The sequence below is a fragment of the Kribbella monticola genome (genome assembly GCF_003261635.1).
GTDB classification, from domain to species: domain Bacteria; phylum Actinomycetota; class Actinomycetes; order Propionibacteriales; family Kribbellaceae; genus Kribbella; species Kribbella monticola.
The window spans coordinates 1-15,730 of sequence record NZ_QFXK01000038.1; the positions used below are offsets into that span (position 1 = coordinate 1).

The window sequence follows — 15,730 nt, forward strand, 5'->3', positions numbered from 1 at the left end:
GGCTGCACCGAACCATCCTCAGCAACAACCGGCCCCTGCCCGTCCTGCTCCAGCGCCTCCTGCTCCGCCTGCCGCTCCGGCTCGTTCTCAGCCCCGATCACCGGCTCAACAGCCCCGTCCTCGGCAACGAGCGGCCCTTGACCGTCCTGCTCCTGCTCGGGCTGCTCGGCTTGCTGGCCCTGCTGGTCCGCCTCCTGGCCGGGTTGATCCGCCTGCTGGCCGGGCTGGCTCTGGTCGGGCTGGGCCTGCGGCTGCGCGGTATCGATCCGGTCCTCCTCGCGCAGGTTGCCGTCCATCCGGTCGGACTCGAGCCAGGGCTTGTCCTCCGGTACGTCCAGTCCGCCACCGTCCGACTCGTTCTCCTGCGCCTCGCGCACTTCTTCGGCCAACTCCTCGGCCGCCACCCCAGCGGCCGCACCCGCAGCCGCTGCCGGCACCACACTCGGCCCGTCGCGTTCCGGGTCCTGCTCAGCGCGCTCTTCGTCCTCGCGCTCGTTCGAGCTTTCTTCCTCCCGCGACTCCTCGGTCTCGTCGCGCTCCTGCTCGTCGACCTCTTCGCGCTCCTCGTCGACCGCCTGGTCGTCGCGCTCGTTCTCCCGGTCCTCGGTGGCGTCGCGCTGGTTCTCGACATCGTCGACCCCGTCGCGGTTCAGGTCCGTCCGGTTCGCCTCCGCCTCGGCCTCGGCATCACGGCGCGCCGCGTCGTCCGGGTCGCCCCGATCCCCGTCCCGATCGGCATTCAGCTCGTCGACCTCACGCCGTACGTCGGGGTCGAGGTCGTCCGTCCGCCCGCGATCCAGGTCTTCCTGCATCTGCCGGGCCAGCCGCTCGCGGACCTGCTGCCGCTCCTCGGGCGACAGCGCCTGGTAGATGCGGTTCGCCTCCTGGTGTTCCTGCAGCATGTTGCGGAACTCCTCGATCAGCACACGGAGTTCGCGGTCACGGCTGCTCGGCCGGGTCTGGCGGTTGCGCAGCAGCCTGGCCGTCAGCTTCCGGAAGATCTTGTACAGGTCCCTCAGCAGGTCCTCTTCGATCGACGCCATCAGGCCACCTCGCTCGCATAAACGGAATACCCGAAACCGACCGAAACGTTCGGCTTTCCGGCCTCGGGCTGGGTCGCGTACAGGTGCAGCTCGGCGCCCGGCCGCAGCCAGACCGCCAGGTGACGGCGGCGATCACGCCACTCATCAGGGATTCGCGGATCGTTGCCGGGGCCAACGAACACCGGGTCGCCCCAGTGCTTGCGCGCCAGCGCCAGCTGCCCGGGCCAGCGATCGTCGAGGCCTTCCTCGGCCAGCTCGACCTCGTCGGCCTCGATGTCGTACGCCGACCAGCCGCTCCGCGGACTGTCGGGCAGCACCGCGTCGGGCAGCACCAGCATCACGGTCTCGCGCCGGGTGACCAGTCCCCAGGTGTACCGATCGGGGTCGATGTTGCCGGGAGCCCAGGGACGCCAGCCGGTGGCGGCGGTCACCCGCGACACCAGCGCGCGGATGGCGTCCAGACCGGTCTCGGGCGGTCCCCAGACCCGATTCCAGTCGTACACCTCCGCGAGGTCGGCCATAGCGCGCTCGTCGTCGTCCGACGACCGCTGCTGTGTCCTCACCTGTCCCGCTCCTCTCGATCGAACTTCCCCAGCCTAGAGCCGCCCGGTGCCACCCCGCTGGAGACGCACCTCTGATCCCTGCCCCGCACGCAGAGCCGGTCGCCCACAGGCCAGCCTCGAGGATGCAGTAGACCGGGCGTCGAGATGACACAGGCCGCGGGTTGTTTGCGAAAAGTAAGCGATAAAGGGTTGCCTCCAGAGCGGCTTCGGGCAGGGCGCGAGGGCGTTCGCGAGCAGTAATCGGCGGCGGCCACCGGCGTACGGATTCCTGCGCTGTGATGGAAACATGAAGCTGCCCGATCCGCCGACGGAGAAGTCGTTCCCGTCGCCGCTGCATCATCCGCGCACGGCCACGATGATCGGCCGTTGGCTGGGGATCGCCGTGGTGATCTGCTTCCTCACCGGGCTCTTCAGCCATTTCCAGCAACAGACACCCAGCTGGCTGGACATCCCGACGCGACCTGCTTCCTTGTACCGCGTGACGCAGGGCCTCCACGTGCTGACGGGCACCGTGTCGGTCCCGCTCCTGCTGGCGAAGCTGTGGACGGTCTACCCCAAGCTGTTCGCCAAGCTCCCGTGGCCGCCGAGTCGCAAAGCCCTCGGCACAGTGCTCGAACGCCTGTCGATCCTCGTCCTCGTCGCCGCGATGGCCCTCGAACTGTTCATCGGCTTCCTGAACACCCTCCAGTGGTACCCGTGGCCCTTCCCCTTCAAGGAAACCCACTACGCGCTCGCCTGGATCATCATCGGCGCCCTGCTCGTCCACCTCGCTGTCAAACTCCCCCTCATCACCGCCCATTGGCGAGCCACTCCAGCAGACCGTACGCCGATCGCCACGCACCCCGAATCGTTGCCGCCAGCAATCACCGGTTTGACCAGGCGAGGACTGTTCCGCACCGTGGTGGGCGCGGGAACCCTTGTCGGTATCGCCTCGATCGGTCAATCGGTACCGGCGTTCGGGCCCATCGCAGTACTGGCTCCTCGCAGGCCCAACGTCGGGCCGCAGGGTCTGCCCGTCAACCGCACGGCCAAAGACGCCGGCGTGACCGCGGTCGACGCCGACTGGCGTTTCACGGTGCAGGGACCGCAGGAGCTCTCCTACTCACTCGAAGAACTACGCGCCCTGCCACAGAGCCGATCGAACCTGCCGATCGCCTGTGTCGAGGGATGGAGCCAAGGCGCCCGCTGGGAAGGGATCCGGGTCCGCGACCTGCTCGAACTCTGCGGTGCCCCCAAAGGCGCCCGGTTGCGAGTCGTCTCGATGGAGAAGGGCGGCTTCTACGCGACGAGTGAGCTACCACCTCAGTTCGCGTCCGATCCGCTCACCCTGCTCGCCCTCAAGCTCAACGGCGACGACCTGGACCTCGACCACGGTTTCCCCGCCCGCATCATCGCGCCCAACCGCCCCGGCGTCCTGCAGACGAAGTGGGTCCACCGCTTGGAGGTGCTCGCATGACGAGCCGCCCACCCGACCGTCCCACTACGGCGGAGAGCGCCGCCACAGGCGCAGCAGTCCCACCAGGCGAGCGCAGCGCCGCCGCCGGCCCAGCAGGCGCAGCAGGCGCAGCAGGCGCAGCAGGCGCAACCGTCCCACCAAGCGAGCGCAGCGGCGCCAGCGGCGCAGCAGGCGCAGCAGGCGCAACCGTCCCACCAAGCGAGCGCAGCGCCGACGCCGCAGCAGTCCCACCGAGCGAGCGCAGCGGCGCCGGCGCGACCGACGGTGGCGCCACCTCCCCCGGCGCTGGAGGGGAAGGTGACCGGGCCAATATCGCTCTGCTTGTTCGTGGCGCGCTGGGCGTACTGGGAGTCGGCGTCGGGCTTTGGGGGCTGCGGTTGTTACTGCAGGCCGTCACCGGCGGGGCGCTCTTGAGACTGCCTCTGTGGCTGGGGGGTGCCGTGGTGGTCGACGATCTGCTTCTGATGCCGTTCACCCTGGCCGTCGGCTGGTTGGTTGCCCGCTGGTCGATCGGCCCCGACCGGCACCGCGTGGTCACTACAGTCCGCACGACTATCCTGTACGCCGGAATCACGACCCTCGTCGCGATCCCGCTCCTGATCCGCCAGGGCAAGGGCGTCAACCCGACAGTGCTGCCGCGCAACTACCTTCTCGACTGGTTGTTGCTAGAGGCCACAATCCTGCTGACGGGGACCGTAGTCGCGGTGGTTCAGCGCAGGCGCTTGACGTTCAGGAGGTCGCGGGCCTCGTCCGGGCTCATCGGCGGACGCTGAGCAAGCGTCGCCAGCGTGGCAGCCCGCTCGACCAGCTCCGCGTTGTGCGAAACGGGCTGACCCTTCGCCAGCGTCAACGTGTCCTCCATGCCGACTCGCAGGTGGCCGCCCTTGGAGAGCGCCGCCAGGGCGACCGGCAACGTGCTGCGTCCAACTCCGGTGGCGGACCACGACGTCACCGCCGAGGGAAGGCCGTTGACCGCGGCAACCAACGCGTCCGTGGTACCAGGCATGCCGCCGGGCACGCCCATCACGAGGTCGCAGTGCACCTTTCCGCCGTACGGCAGGCCGAACTTGTCCAGCAACCGGTGCAGCGCGGCGACATGGCCGAGGTCGAACAGCTCGAACTCGGGCACGATCTCGCGTTCCTGGGTGAGCCGGTAGAGCTCGGTCACGAACGGCCAGGGGTTCATGAACACGTCGTCGCCGAAGTTCACCGTGCCCATCGTGAGCGAGCAGGAGTCCGGGGCCGCGTCGAGGACCCGCAGTCGGTGCTCGAACGGGTCAGTGACAGCGCCGCCGGTCGACAACTGCACGATCAGCGCGGTGTTCTCGCGGACAGCGGTCACGGTCTCTCGCAGCCGGCCGAGGTCGAGCGTCGGCCGGTGCTCACCGTCGCGGATGTGGATGTGGATCATCGCCGCGCCTGCGGCCTCGCAGCGCTTCGCGGTCTCGACCAGCTCCTCGAGCGTGGTCGGCAGCGCCGGGCAGTCGGCCTTCGCGGTCTCGGCACCGGTGGGGGCAACGGTCAGCAACGTCGACGTCATGAACGAATCGTGCCAGATGCGGGCCGGAAACGAGATATTTGCCGGTCGGTGGGCGCGAATACCGGACATTCTCCCGGCTGGCACACTTCTGCCCATGAGAGCTGTGGTGCAGCGGGTGACGAGGGCTTCGGTGGTCGTCGAGGGCGAGGTGGTCGGCGCGATCGAGGAACCGGGACTGCTGGTACTGCTCGGCGTGACCCACGACGACACCGTCGAGAAGGCAGCCGCACTCGCGGCGAAGATCTGGACACTGCGGATCCTGCGCGACGAGCGCTCCTGCTCCGACGAGGGCGCGCCGATCCTCGCGATCAGCCAGTTCACCCTGTACGCCGATACGCGCAAGGGCCGCCGTCCTTCGTGGAGCGCTGCCGCACCAGGTCCGGTCGCAGAACCCTTGTACGACGCCTTCTGCGCTGCCCTCGAAGACCTCGGCGCCAAGGTTGCCCGCGGCAAGTTCGGCGCCCAGATGGAGGTCTCCCTCATCAACGACGGCCCAGTCACCCTCACCCTCGAAACCTGAACCAAACCAAGCAAAACGCAAAACCACGGAGAACGCGCGCCGGCGAACGCGGGGCGCGGGAGTGCGGGGCGGGAGTGCGAGCGCGGAAGTCCGCGCGGGGGCGGGGCGCGGGGTGGCACGCGCCAGCGCGCGCGGGGAGTGCGAGGTGGCACGCGCGAGCGCGCGCGGGGAGTGCGGGCGCGGGGCGCGGGGCGGGAGTGCGAGCGCGGAGGTCCGCGCGGGGGCGCGGGAGTACGGGGTGGGACGTGCGAGCGCGGGCTGCAGGGGCGCGGGAATGCGGAGTGCAGGGTGGCACGTGCGAGCGCGGGGGCGCGGGGCGCGGGGTGGCATGTGCGAGCGCGGGAGTCGGCGCGCGGGGCGTGGTAGCGCGTAGTACGGGGGTTGGGCGGTGAGTAGTGCGGGAAAGACCGGACCCCCGGGCCGGATCGGTGGGATCCGGGACCGGGGGTCCGGGTGGTGCCCGTCTGAATCGGTGAGGTTCGACTCAGGGTGGGGTGGTGGCCGGCTTGATCAGCCGATCACACCGGCGGCCGAGTGGCCCACGATCACCTTGGTGTTCAGGCTGTAGACGTCGATCACCAGGGCGTTGACAGAGATGAACCGGTCCTTGCGCACGACCTGGTTGAAGGTCAGCTTGGCGATACCGGGGATGTTCAGCGTGGCGTTCGGCTGGTTCGGCACGGAGTAGACCTTGTTGCCGACGCGGATGGAGACCACGTCCGAGCTGTAGGCCAGACCGACCTTGCCGTCCTTGGTCTTCCACGCGGACGCCGACGACTCGATCGCGCCGATCGCGAGGTTGCCGACCTTGACGCTGGCCGTCTTCGAGGTGAAGGTGATGGCGGCCTTGTCCTTGCCGATGTAGCCGTTCTTGGTGGTGGTGACAGCACCGACGAACGCGACCCGCGGGATGTTCAGCTCACCGACGGAGACCCGGACGGTCTTGCCCTCGGTGCCCTGGCAGGTGGCCTGGTACGACGTGGGGCCGGAGGTGACCAGCTTGTCGACGTTGGCCTTCGTGCCGTATGCCTCGCCGGTGACCATCGCGATCGACGGCGTGGTGACCTCGGCGCGCGTCTTCAGGATCGCGACGTCGATGCCCTCGGGCACGAACTGGTTGCGCACGTTGGCGTGCACGACGACAGCCTGCGCGTACGAGTAGATGCCGGTGCTCGTCTTGACACCGCCGACGCGGTTCAGCACGACGTAGCCCAGACCCGGGATCGCGATCTTGGTGTTCGGCTTCGGGTTCAGCAGGTTCGGCAGCGACACAGCGCCGATCCGGATGGAGGCGAAGGTGGTGCTACCCGTGTACTGCAGCTTGCCGTCCTTGTACCACGCGGTGGTCGTGGTCTTCGCGCCGGTGATGTGCAGCAGGTTGCCGAGCCGGATGTCGGCGGCGGTCGCGTTGCTGGTCACACCGTTGCCACGCGCGTCGTTGAACGAGTGCGTGTCGGTGGTGACCGTCTTCGCGACGGCCTGGTCGTTCACGTTCGCGGTCGCGAGGTCGTTGCTCTGCGACGCGTGCGGGTTCGTGGTGCAGCTGATCTGGCTGAGCACCTGCGGGCCGCTGTTGGCCAGCCCGGTCTTGGCGTCGGTGCCGATCGAGTAACCGCTGTAACCGAAAACCTCGGCGGCGGACGCCGAGCCCGAAGTCAATGCGATCGTAGAAACCACGCCGACGGCGGCGGCAACGCCGACCGCGGCAAGCTTCTTGTATCCGATGCGGGGTCTCATGACCCCTCCTCCCTGAGTGATGACGTGACCCTAACGAGCGGGCCAGGACACAGACACAACTCAGGTGGTCGCAGTAGGTAACGAGAAGAGTGCCCTCCGAGATCAAACCGTTACATAGCCTCCAACGTCGAGAACTACGAGGTCTTGCCGGCGAAAGTCGTTTGTGCGTTAGAGAAATGCCGAAAGGGCCCGGACGCGCAAGATCCGGGCCCTTCGGGGCCTGCTACTACTTCCTGGGGACGGGTCAGACGGCTACTGCCACCTCGGCGACCTCGCCGTACTGCGCCACGACCTGGCGGTCGACCGGCTCCGCCTTCGGGGCCAGCGTCCGCAACGTCCACGAGCCCGGCGCCGCGAAGAACCGGAAGTGCCCGGTCGCCGAGGTCGGCACCTCGGCCGTGAACTCACCAGTGGAGTCCAGCAACCGCACGTAGGCGCCGCCGACCGGCTCCTCGCCGCGCAGTACCTGACCCTGGATCACGGCTTCCTTGTCGACGTCGACGCCCTTGAGGTCGAGGCCACCCTGCTTTGCTCCGCACATGGTCAGGCCTTCCCGGGCTCGTCGCCAAGGGCAACCGGTACGCCGACCAGCGAGCCCCATTCGGTCCACGAACCGTCGTAGTTCTTGACGTTCTCCTGGCCGAGGATCTCGTGCAGCACGAACCAGGTGTGCGCCGAGCGCTCACCGATCCGGCAGTACGCGATGGTGTCCTTGCCGAAGTCGACACCCGCGTCGGCGTACAGAGTCTTCAGTTCGTCGTCGGAACGGAAGGTGCCGTCGTCGTTGGCCGCCTTGCTCCACGGGATGCTGGCCGCGGTCGGGATGTGACCCGCGCGCTGCGCCTGCTCCTGCGGCAGGTGGGCCGGGGCGAGCAGCCGGCCGGCGTACTCGTCGGGGCTGCGGACGTCGACCAGGTTCTTCACGCCGATGGCGTCCTTGACCTCGTCGCGGAACGCGCGGATGTCGAGGTTCTGCGGCTTTGCCTTGTACTGCGTGGCTTCGCGCTTCACGACCTCGTCGGTCAGCTCGCGGCTGTCCAGCTCCCAGCGCTTGCGGCCGCCGTCGAGCAGGCGGACGTCGCTGTGGCCGTAGAGCTTGAAGTACCAGTACGCGTACGCCGCGAACCAGTTGTTGTTGCCGCCGTAGAGCACGACGGTGTCGTCGTTGCCGACACCGCGCGAGGACAGCAGCGCCTCGAACTGCTCCTGGTTGACGAAGTCACGACGGACCGGGTCCTGGAGATCGTCCTGCCAGTCGATCTTGATCGCACCGGCGATGTGACCGGCGTCGTACGCCGAGACGTCCTCGTCGACCTCGATCAGTACGACGTTCTCGTCGGACTTGTGCTCCTCGACCCAGTCGGCCGAGACGAGCGCGGATTCCCTGCTCATGTGTGCTGCTCCTCAGGTGGTAGTAGCGGTTCAGGTAGTAGTAGCGGTGCTTGGCGTACGCATGCGTTGGATCAGCAGATAGGCCTCGCAGCCGAGGCAGAGCCCGACCGCCGCGTTAACGAACGCGGCGACCAGAGCGAAACCGGTGGCGACCACCCCGAGCACCTCGACGCCGGCCAGGTAGCCGATCAGGCCGACGACGGCGAAGACCAGCCCGACCAGCTGGGCGAACCGGGGCGGCGTCGCGTCTTCCGTCTCCTTCGGCGGACCGAGGCGCGGCCGGATCAGCCGCTTGAAGAGCTGCCCGTACGGCGAGGCCTGGACGCCGAACGCGACCGAGATCGCGAACACGACGGCCTGGACCGCCAGCGGCCACGGGCTGTTCAGTACCAGCGTCAACGCGAGGACAACCGTCGTGACGCCGGCCGCGAAGCGGAGTCCGCGGGGGTCGACCTGGGATTGTGCTGCCGTCCGACTGGACATGACGACTCTCCGGTGGGAGGTGGAACGAGCCGGGTCCGCCCGAAGACGCGGAAGGCGACGTACTGGGAACCGTGCTCAGCGACCGGTTCCGGAGCGTTCGAGACGCCGCCTGGTCAGCAGGGACGACACAGGGACGAGCGCATGCGGCAGTTGTCCACTGCCCTGCGCTTGGTCAGCCATGTCGTGTACTCCACGGCACCGAGAGTACGGAAAGCCGGCAGGCCGGGATCCGATTGTCCCACTTATTGAGACAACTGATCACTATGCGAGAAGCTCCACACTGAGTGACCAGTTGTGCGTCACCGGTGGCGAGACTGCCCCACGACGACGTTGGTGTCCGCGACCTTGTCGTGCAGCGCCTGCTTCTTGTCGTCCCAGAGCGGCCAGAGGTAGTCGAGCAGACCCAGCAGTCCGAACAGGGTGCCGACGAGCGGGACCGCGCCGAGGATGCTGAGCGCGCCGTACAGACCGAAGCGCTTGAGAACGGCGACCGGGGTCGGCGGACCGGCGACGTCGCGGAGCCGGACGCTGATGCCGACCGCCATCTTCCCCGGCGTCGCGCCCTTCCTGGTGAGGAAGAAGAACTCGTACACGAAGTAAACCAGCAAGGCGATCCCGGTGGCCGGCAGGATCCACTTGTAGACGTCCCACGGCAGGGTCGTGTTGAACCGCGGCGTGGACCCGGCCCGGGCGCTGTCGAACATGTCGCTCTCGTAGTCGAGAGCCGCCTGCAGGTAGTGGTACCAGAAGTAGCCGGTGAGCGGCAGGCTCACCACCATGACGATGAGGCCGTCCAGGAACCTCGCCCCGACGCGCTTCCACCACCCCGACAACGGCACACCATCAGGCGTCGACGGCACCACAGGCCGATAACCAAAGGCCTGCTGCCCGTACTGCGGCCCGCCGTGCGGCCCCTGGTGAGGCTGCCCGTACTGCGGGGCGCCGTACTGCGGCTGTCCGTACTGCTGTTGTCCGTACTGCTGTTGTCCGTACTGCTGTTGTCCGTACTGCGGAGCCTGGGCAGGCTGCTGCTGCGGTCGACCGAACTCGCCCTCGTACGGCGGTGGGCCTGGCCGCGGGCGGCGGTGATCGGTCCACGCCGTGCCGTCCCAGTACCGCTGCGAGGACAGGTCCTTGGGATCGTCGTACCAGCCATGCGGAAAGCTCACCGGCACAGCATCCCGCACACCGAGGTCGTCTGAGTAATCAGGCAGCGAGAACTCAGTGCGGCTGGTGATCGACCGCGGCACCCAGGGCCGCGATGACGTCCGGTTTACGAGGCTGGCCGCTGGCCCGAGTCACGATGGCGCCGGCGGCATCGAGGACCAGCACGGTCGGCGTACGGAGGATGTCCAGCCGGCGCACCAGGTCCAGGTGGGACTCGGCGTCCAGCTCGACGTGCCGGACGCCCTCGACCATCGACTCGACCTCGGCGAGCGTCCGCCGGGTCGCCCGGCAAGGCGCACAGAAGGCGGACGAGAACTGCAGCAACGTCGCCCGCTCGCCGAGCTCGACCCCGAGGTCACCCTCGGTCAGCCGAACCTTGTCGCCCGCCTCGCTCTCGACCTGCTCGCGCACTGCTGCCTTCCTGACCGGGTGCGTCCCGCGGAAGCGCCCGTCGAACCGTGATTTGAACACACTGAGACCGACGCCGACGGCGACCGCACAGACCAGCACGATGATCCCAGGACTCACAACAATCCACAGTACGCCGGTGCTCTTTCAGCTCAACCGGACGTTCACCCCTTGGACCCGAACGGCGGCGGGCCGAGGATCTCGATGCCACCGTTGGCCTGCGCGGAGGCGTGGATCCGGCCGAAATCGACGACGCCGGGCTGATCGGGATCGAACGGCTCGCTCGCACCCCAGTAGAACTCCTGGCCGATGCCGGGGGTGAGCAGGCAGAGCACCCGGGCGGTCTCCGAGACCACCAGGAACGCGTGCGGCATCCCACGCGGTACCAGAACCAGGCCGCCCGGACCGACCTCGCGCTGCTCGCCGTCGAGGTGCATCAGGATCCGGCCGTCCAGAACGTACATGGACTCGTCGGCCTCCGGGTGCAGATGCAGCGGCGTCGTCTTGCCCTGCTCCATGTTGTCCTCGAACAACAGATAAGCCCCGTCGGTCTCGGTCGCGGTGGCCATCCACCGATGCGTTCCACCGCCGAAGAACCAGCGCCGGTCTCCCTCATCGGCTGCCCTGACGATCGCGTCCCGCACTCTGCTCACAGCCATCGCGCTCCCCGCCTTTCCAGTTTTGTGAGACTTAAGTCTCACCACGAGACTGGGGTATCATGAGCCTCGTGTCAACACCGTACGAGGCCGGCGGCCGGACCCGGCAGAAGCAGCGGACCCGCGACGCCCTCGTCCAGGCGGCGAAATCGCTGGTCGCCGATGGCGTGACACCGACCGTCGAGGAGGCGGCCGCCGAGGCCGGGATCTCGCGGCCCACGGCGTACCGGTACTTCGCGAACCAGCGCGCGCTGCTGGCCGCTGCCCACCCGGAGACCGACGCGACCTCGATGCTGCCCGCCGATCCGCCGAGCGATATCGCGCATCGGCTGGACCTGGCGATCCGCACTTTCCTCGGGCTGATCGTCGAGACCGAGGCCCAGCAGCGCACGATGCTCCGGCTGTCGCTGGAGGCCGACCCGGTCGAGCGGGCCGCATTGCCGCTGCGCCAGGGCCGGGCCATCGGCTGGTTCGAGGAAGCGCTCGCGCCGCTCGCGGAGCAGCTTCCGGACGGCGCGATCCACCGACTGGCGGTCGCCATTCGCTCGGCGGTCGGTATCGAGGCCCTCAGCTGGCTGACCGACGTCGCCCGGCTGTCGCGCGAGGACGCCGTCGAGACGATGACCTGGACCGCCCAGGCGATGCTGCAGTCCGCCCTGGCCGGGCACCTTCCGCCGAACCGCCAACACTGACCAAAGCCCTTGCGAGCAGGGTTTCGGTGGTCGGCTGAGCGTGAGGGATGTCTCGGGCGGCTGGTTAATCAGTGCTGGCGGTCCAGGGATTCCGGTTGAATGGAGGTATGGACAGCGGGCTGGTGGTGCGGACCGGGGTGGTGATCCCCGAGTCGGAGCTGGAATGGCGGTTCTCGCGTTCCAGCGGGCCCGGTGGCCAGTCCGTCAACACCACGGACAGCCGGGTCGAGCTCAGCTTCGACGTAGCCGCGACCACCGCGCTGAACGACGTACTACGTGAGCGCGCGCTCGAGCGACTCGCGTCGCGCCTGGTGGACGGCGTACTGACCGTCGCTGCTTCCGAGCAACGGTCCCAATGGCGCAACCGCGAAGCCGCCCGGATCCGGCTGGCCAATCTGCTCCGCGAAGCGATCGCCGCGCCACCCCGCCCTCGCCGTCCGACGAGACCCAGCAAGAACGCGATCCGCCGCCGCGCCGAGGACAAGCGCCGCCGCAGCGAAACCAAACGCCTCCGCGGCCGCCCCCACGACTGACGCTGCGCCCGGCTGACCCGAGCCGATCCCGGGGTTACGACTTCCACACCGCACGGCATCGACCGGCTCTGCTTGGTGTCGCCTTGCACAGGAGACGGCCGGTGGCGTCGGTTGGTCCCCTGTGGTCGTTAGGCTTCGGGCGTGCAGGAAACGGGGAACGCGGAGCCGGAGGAACTGCCGGATCTTCGCGATGTGAAGGTGCGCGGCCGGACGCTCCGCACTTGGGTGATCGGGGCAACAGTCGTCCTGCTGGCGATTTCCGCGGCATTCGGCGGCCTGAAGAAGGCCGCCGACCAGACGCCGCAGGTGGCAGCCGGTACGCCGATCGACGCCGGCCGGTTCGAGGTGACGATCGAGCGCGTGGTCGTCGTCCCCGACCTCAAGCCGCTGTACACCCCCGACCCGGGCGGCACGCTGATCGCCGTGGTGACCAAGCTCAAGCTCACCGACGACACCGGTGTCCGTCCCGGCGACGACGGCAACGGCCTCATCCGGCTGATCGGCGTACCGGGGATCAAGGACACCGACGCGCCGCTCGGCACGACCAATCTGCGTGATCAGACCGCCGACCCTGTGCTGACCCCGGAGTACGCCGAAGAGGTCGCGTACGTATGGAAGTTGCCGAAGGCCACCAAACCACCGGCCGAGGTGAAGCTCACCGTGCAGGGCTACGAGCACGTCGACGACTCCATCCTGGATCATCACGAGAAGTGGAACCCCGACAAGCTCGCCGCCGAGAGCACCGTGCCCGTGAAGGTCGTCAAATGACCGGCCGGCGGATCGTCAACGTCGGTCTCACGGTGTTCGTGCTGGTCGCGATCATCGCGCTGTACCGGTGGACGCCGACCCAGCAGGACTTCCAGCAGCCGGTCGCCGTCAACGGCGTGATCGGCAAACCCGTCCACACACCGCGTTTCGACCTCACTGTCGATGGAGTACGGATCAGCAAGAAGCTGCGGGTCCCCAGGACCACGCCGGATCGCGACACCCTGTCCGACTTCGTCGTGATCGACGCCACGGTCAAGGCGACCAAGGAGCCGATCCACCTCGGCAAGGTGCAGATCCGTACCTCGGACGGCTACCTGTACCTCGGCTCCAACCGCAGTGGGTTACAGGAGGCCGACCTGACCGGGTTCCAGTTCGCGCCCGACATCCCGGCCCGCGGCTCGTTCGTGGTGGAGATGCCGGCCGACAAGCTGCCCGGCGCCGTCCTGCTGGTGACGGAGAAGCCGTTCTTCACCGAACTGGAGCCGCAGGCAACGATCTCGCTGGGAGTGAAGAAGGACCAGCTGGCCGGCCTGCGCCAGCCCGTTGCCGTTCTCACCAACGCGGATGCCTCATGAGGGGCGCCCGGCGGTCCCGGCGCGGCTGGCTGCGCACGAACACCTTGGCCCTGGTGTCGCTGGTGGCCGCGATCCCCTTGTCTGGTTGGGTTTTCACCCACAGCGACTACGAGTCCTGGCGCAACTCCGAGCCGCGCGACCCCGTGGTCGTCGCGGCCGGCGGTACGGCGTACATGGGCGCCACCTGGTACGCGGCCACCACGGAGGTCGATCCGGAGCAGTCGGATCAACGCGACACCCCGGCGCAACTGCCGGCCGGAACAGTTCGGGTGCGGGTGTACTTCCGGTTGCAGGTGGACGACCTCGCCAACCTCGAGAAGGGTCTCGGCGGTTGCCAGATCCACCTGCGGGCACCCGACGGGCGGACGTGGGACGAGTCGATCCTGGAGGACGCCTTCCAGGATCGACCGACGGGCTGCACCGGTGGGTACGACGACAAGCCCCAGAGCTTCCGGCCGCCGGCGATCGCGCAGTACTACCTGAAGCCGAAGGCGGGGAAGCCGTTCGAGACGGTGGCGGTGTTCGTCGTACCGAAGGATGTCGCGGCGACTGTGCAGCCGACGATCACCTGGGCTACGTCACTGCCTCACTATCTGGCATTCCCGAGGTAGCGGCGGTCAGGTCGGTGACGCTGTTGTCCTCGGGCGCGGGAACGACGGCTCTCGTTCGCGGCCGCAAGTAGCCTGCGAGTCCGCCGATCATCCGGTCGTACGCCGCCGCGAGCAGGCTGATCTGCAGGGCGATCTTGAGGCCGTCGGTGACCAGGCTCAACGGCTCGTCGATGACCTTCCAGAACTCCAGCGAGTGCGGCCCGAGGACGTAGTCGCGCAGGATGATCCCGACCTCGGCGGCCACGTACGTGACGACCGCCCAGGCGAGGAAGTAGCCGAGCATCGGCCGGATCCCCGAGCGGGCCACCAGGCGGAACGCGGAGATCACCGGCGTCCAGCGGTCCTTCCAGTCCGACACCATCGAGTTCCCGGCCGCGCGGACGATCTGCGGCGTCCGCTGCCAGCGATGGGTGATCCGGTCGAACCGCCAGCGCACCTGCTGCGGCTTCTCGGCCTTGTGCACGGCCCGGCCGTAGATCACCGCGGTCATCGTGATCCACATCAGCGGCAGCACGGCCGCGCTCCACAGATCACCGATGCCGGCGGCAACGAATCCGGTGACGGAGTCCCAGACCTCGCGGACCTTCTCCACGCCGAGCACGTGGTCGAGCACCCAGATGTAGGAGTCGTGCACCCACAACCAGACCTGCCGCTCCTTCAGCCAGGTCTTCGGCGAAGGGATGAACGACGTGGCCTGATAGGCGACGACGAAGATCCACAACGCCTCGAGGTAGGTGACGAACAGCTTCCGGACCGGCCCGCCGTCGGTTCCCTTGCGCTTCTTGAAGATCAGCCTGAGCAGGTAGGCGGTGACGCCCAATCCGATGAACAACCAGGTGGACAGCGCATGGAGCCCGGTCGGCTGGGCGGCGACCGTACCGCCGTTCATGACGGTGGCGCCGATCTCGTTCACCCGGTGAACGGCGAGGCTGTACTCGTAGTCCATCGCCTCCGACTGGAGGAACTTGTACGCCGCGTAGAACGCCAGGAACGGCAGGAGCGCCGAAGCGATGGCGTCGAGCGGCCGGTACTCCTTGCCGGGCTCCATCCCGTCCGGTGCCAGCACGCCCTCGGCCACAGCCCGGCGATGGAACGGCAACTCGCCCCGCAGTACGAGGAACATCGAGACATACATCGCCAGCGAGACGAGCACAACCAGCGCCAGTACGGCGATGCCCGCGGCCTCCGCCTTCGCCCCGGCCTGCACCGCGACCCACTGGACCCCGCGATGCACGAGCTGCGCGATCAAGAACACCGCAAACAATCGAGGCCAGGCCCGCCCGAACAACGCCCCGGCCCGCCCGACCGTAGTCAGCAAATCCCCCGACTCCTGTGCCACCCCCAAAACCTACCGCCCCCCAGGTCCGCCGCAGCGCCCACCGCGGTCCCGCTCCCCGGGCCTGCCTGTGGATAACCATCTCCCCGCCCGCACCCAAACGATTAAACTCAGCAAGGAAGAGCAGGGGCGGGCACACGCCAGTTCAGCCGGCCACCCACGAGGGATGCATAGCAAGAACGTCGGCGGGCACCCGCCAGCTCAGCCAGCCCCACGACGAACGCACAGCAAGAGCAGGCGCAGGCACACG

At 68.2% G+C, this 15,730-nt stretch carries 19 protein-coding genes; 8 read left to right on the forward strand and 11 right to left on the reverse strand.

Annotation, left to right across the window (positions count from 1 at the left end):
• Positions 1 to 1,043 (reverse strand): hypothetical protein (locus tag DIZ26_RS30155; protein WP_157979850.1); only part of this gene is annotated, 1,043 nt, incomplete at its 3' end.
• Positions 1,043 to 1,606, reverse strand: a complete 564-nt coding sequence (locus DIZ26_RS30160; protein ID WP_232828700.1) for a hypothetical protein — start codon at positions 1,604 to 1,606, stop codon at positions 1,043 to 1,045. The genes DIZ26_RS30155 and DIZ26_RS30160, both read right to left, overlap by 1 nt.
• Before the next feature lie 286 nt (positions 1,607 to 1,892).
• Between DIZ26_RS30160 and DIZ26_RS30165 the strand changes: the two genes are divergently transcribed.
• On the forward strand, positions 1,893 to 3,062 hold the full coding sequence (locus DIZ26_RS30165; RefSeq protein WP_112247731.1) for a molybdopterin-dependent oxidoreductase: 1,170 nt from the start codon (positions 1,893 to 1,895) through the stop codon (positions 3,060 to 3,062).
• Positions 3,059 to 3,835 (forward strand): hypothetical protein, encoded by a 777-nt coding sequence (locus tag DIZ26_RS37595; protein WP_157979851.1) that lies wholly within the window; start codon positions 3,059 to 3,061, stop codon positions 3,833 to 3,835. Before DIZ26_RS30165 ends, DIZ26_RS37595 begins: the two co-directional genes overlap by 4 nt.
• Here the strand turns inward: DIZ26_RS37595 and DIZ26_RS30175 are convergent.
• Positions 3,772 to 4,602: a BKACE family enzyme gene (locus DIZ26_RS30175; protein WP_112247735.1), complete on the reverse strand. Its 831-nt coding sequence runs from the start codon at positions 4,600 to 4,602 to the stop codon at positions 3,772 to 3,774. The genes DIZ26_RS37595 and DIZ26_RS30175 overlap by 64 nt on opposite strands.
• 94 nt (positions 4,603 to 4,696) lie before the next feature.
• On the opposite strand from DIZ26_RS30175, the gene dtd reads away from it, so the two are divergent.
• Positions 4,697 to 5,122: a D-aminoacyl-tRNA deacylase gene (dtd, locus tag DIZ26_RS30180; protein WP_112247737.1), complete on the forward strand. Its 426-nt coding sequence runs from the start codon at positions 4,697 to 4,699 to the stop codon at positions 5,120 to 5,122.
• Between the two features lie 510 nt (positions 5,123 to 5,632).
• On the opposite strand, the gene DIZ26_RS30185 is transcribed toward dtd, so the two are convergent.
• From DIZ26_RS30185 to DIZ26_RS30215, 7 genes are all read right to left on the reverse strand, one after another.
• Positions 5,633 to 6,859: a choice-of-anchor P family protein gene (locus DIZ26_RS30185; RefSeq protein WP_112247740.1), complete on the reverse strand. Its 1,227-nt coding sequence runs from the start codon at positions 6,857 to 6,859 to the stop codon at positions 5,633 to 5,635.
• A gap of 244 nt (positions 6,860 to 7,103) precedes the next feature.
• On the reverse strand, positions 7,104 to 7,400 hold the full coding sequence (locus DIZ26_RS30190; protein ID WP_112247742.1) for a DUF1416 domain-containing protein: 297 nt from the start codon (positions 7,398 to 7,400) through the stop codon (positions 7,104 to 7,106).
• Positions 7,401 to 7,402: 2 nt separating this feature from the next.
• The gene (locus DIZ26_RS30195; protein ID WP_112247744.1) at positions 7,403 to 8,251 is read right to left on the reverse strand and encodes a sulfurtransferase; all 849 of its coding nucleotides are present in this window, start codon (positions 8,249 to 8,251) and stop codon (positions 7,403 to 7,405) included.
• A gap of 30 nt (positions 8,252 to 8,281) precedes the next feature.
• Complete coding sequence (locus tag DIZ26_RS30200; protein WP_112247746.1) at positions 8,282 to 8,734, reverse strand: DUF4395 domain-containing protein; 453 nt, start codon at positions 8,732 to 8,734, stop codon at positions 8,282 to 8,284.
• 299 nt (positions 8,735 to 9,033) lie between these two features.
• Positions 9,034 to 9,903 carry an RDD family protein gene (locus tag DIZ26_RS30205; protein WP_198676365.1) on the reverse strand — a complete coding sequence of 290 codons (870 nt, stop codon included), beginning with the start codon at positions 9,901 to 9,903 and terminating at the stop codon, positions 9,034 to 9,036.
• Between the two features lie 52 nt (positions 9,904 to 9,955).
• Positions 9,956 to 10,429 (reverse strand): TlpA family protein disulfide reductase, encoded by a 474-nt coding sequence (locus DIZ26_RS30210; protein ID WP_112247750.1) that lies wholly within the window; start codon positions 10,427 to 10,429, stop codon positions 9,956 to 9,958.
• Between the two features lie 44 nt (positions 10,430 to 10,473).
• Entirely contained in the window at positions 10,474 to 10,968 is a 495-nt protein-coding gene (locus DIZ26_RS30215; protein ID WP_112247752.1) for a quercetin 2,3-dioxygenase, read from the reverse strand.
• Positions 10,969 to 11,036: 68 nt separating this feature from the next.
• Here DIZ26_RS30215 and DIZ26_RS30220 point away from each other — a divergent pair, with 68 nt between their 5' ends.
• From DIZ26_RS30220 to DIZ26_RS30240, 5 genes are all read left to right on the forward strand, one after another.
• Complete coding sequence (locus DIZ26_RS30220; RefSeq protein WP_112248112.1) at positions 11,037 to 11,657, forward strand: TetR/AcrR family transcriptional regulator; 621 nt, start codon at positions 11,037 to 11,039, stop codon at positions 11,655 to 11,657.
• A 107-nt stretch (positions 11,658 to 11,764) separates the two neighbouring features.
• Positions 11,765 to 12,190, forward strand: a complete 426-nt coding sequence (gene arfB, locus DIZ26_RS30225; RefSeq protein WP_112247754.1) for an alternative ribosome rescue aminoacyl-tRNA hydrolase ArfB — start codon at positions 11,765 to 11,767, stop codon at positions 12,188 to 12,190.
• Positions 12,191 to 12,331: 141 nt separating this feature from the next.
• Positions 12,332 to 12,958 (forward strand): hypothetical protein, encoded by a 627-nt coding sequence (locus DIZ26_RS30230; RefSeq protein WP_232828701.1) that lies wholly within the window; start codon positions 12,332 to 12,334, stop codon positions 12,956 to 12,958.
• Positions 12,955 to 13,533 carry a hypothetical protein gene (locus tag DIZ26_RS30235; RefSeq protein WP_112247756.1) on the forward strand — a complete coding sequence of 193 codons (579 nt, stop codon included), beginning with the start codon at positions 12,955 to 12,957 and terminating at the stop codon, positions 13,531 to 13,533. The genes DIZ26_RS30230 and DIZ26_RS30235 overlap by 4 nt, the downstream gene beginning before the upstream one ends.
• Entirely contained in the window at positions 13,530 to 14,144 is a 615-nt protein-coding gene (locus tag DIZ26_RS30240) for a hypothetical protein (protein ID WP_112247758.1), read from the forward strand. The genes DIZ26_RS30235 and DIZ26_RS30240 overlap by 4 nt, the downstream gene beginning before the upstream one ends.
• Here DIZ26_RS30240 and DIZ26_RS30245 read toward each other — a convergent pair.
• Positions 14,107 to 15,483, reverse strand: a complete 1,377-nt coding sequence (locus DIZ26_RS30245) for a hypothetical protein (protein WP_232828702.1) — start codon at positions 15,481 to 15,483, stop codon at positions 14,107 to 14,109. The two genes, DIZ26_RS30240 and DIZ26_RS30245, sit on opposite strands and share 38 nt — an antisense overlap.
• Positions 15,484 to 15,730 lie beyond the last annotated feature (247 nt).

What these genes read in the sequence shown, in the direction of transcription:
- DIZ26_RS30165 (WP_112247731.1), top strand. Translation starts at nt 1,893, where the DNA reads ATGAAGCTGCCCGATCCGCCGACGGAGAAGTCGTTCCCGTCGCCGCTG.
- DIZ26_RS37595 (WP_157979851.1), top strand. Translation starts at nt 3,059, where the DNA reads ATGACGAGCCGCCCACCCGACCGTCCCACTACGGCGGAGAGCGCCGCC.
- DIZ26_RS30175 (WP_112247735.1), bottom strand. Translation starts at nt 4,602, where the DNA reads ATGACGTCGACGTTGCTGACCGTTGCCCCCACCGGTGCCGAGACCGCG.
- dtd (WP_112247737.1), top strand. Translation starts at nt 4,697, where the DNA reads ATGAGAGCTGTGGTGCAGCGGGTGACGAGGGCTTCGGTGGTCGTCGAG.
- DIZ26_RS30185 (WP_112247740.1), bottom strand. Translation starts at nt 6,859, where the DNA reads ATGAGACCCCGCATCGGATACAAGAAGCTTGCCGCGGTCGGCGTTGCC.
- DIZ26_RS30190 (WP_112247742.1), bottom strand. Translation starts at nt 7,400, where the DNA reads ATGTGCGGAGCAAAGCAGGGTGGCCTCGACCTCAAGGGCGTCGACGTC.
- DIZ26_RS30195 (WP_112247744.1), bottom strand. Translation starts at nt 8,251, where the DNA reads ATGAGCAGGGAATCCGCGCTCGTCTCGGCCGACTGGGTCGAGGAGCAC.
- DIZ26_RS30200 (WP_112247746.1), bottom strand. Translation starts at nt 8,734, where the DNA reads ATGTCCAGTCGGACGGCAGCACAATCCCAGGTCGACCCCCGCGGACTC.
- DIZ26_RS30215 (WP_112247752.1), bottom strand. Translation starts at nt 10,968, where the DNA reads ATGGCTGTGAGCAGAGTGCGGGACGCGATCGTCAGGGCAGCCGATGAG.
- arfB (WP_112247754.1), top strand. Translation starts at nt 11,765, where the DNA reads ATGGACAGCGGGCTGGTGGTGCGGACCGGGGTGGTGATCCCCGAGTCG.
- DIZ26_RS30235 (WP_112247756.1), top strand. Translation starts at nt 12,955, where the DNA reads ATGACCGGCCGGCGGATCGTCAACGTCGGTCTCACGGTGTTCGTGCTG.
- DIZ26_RS30240 (WP_112247758.1), top strand. Translation starts at nt 13,530, where the DNA reads ATGAGGGGCGCCCGGCGGTCCCGGCGCGGCTGGCTGCGCACGAACACC.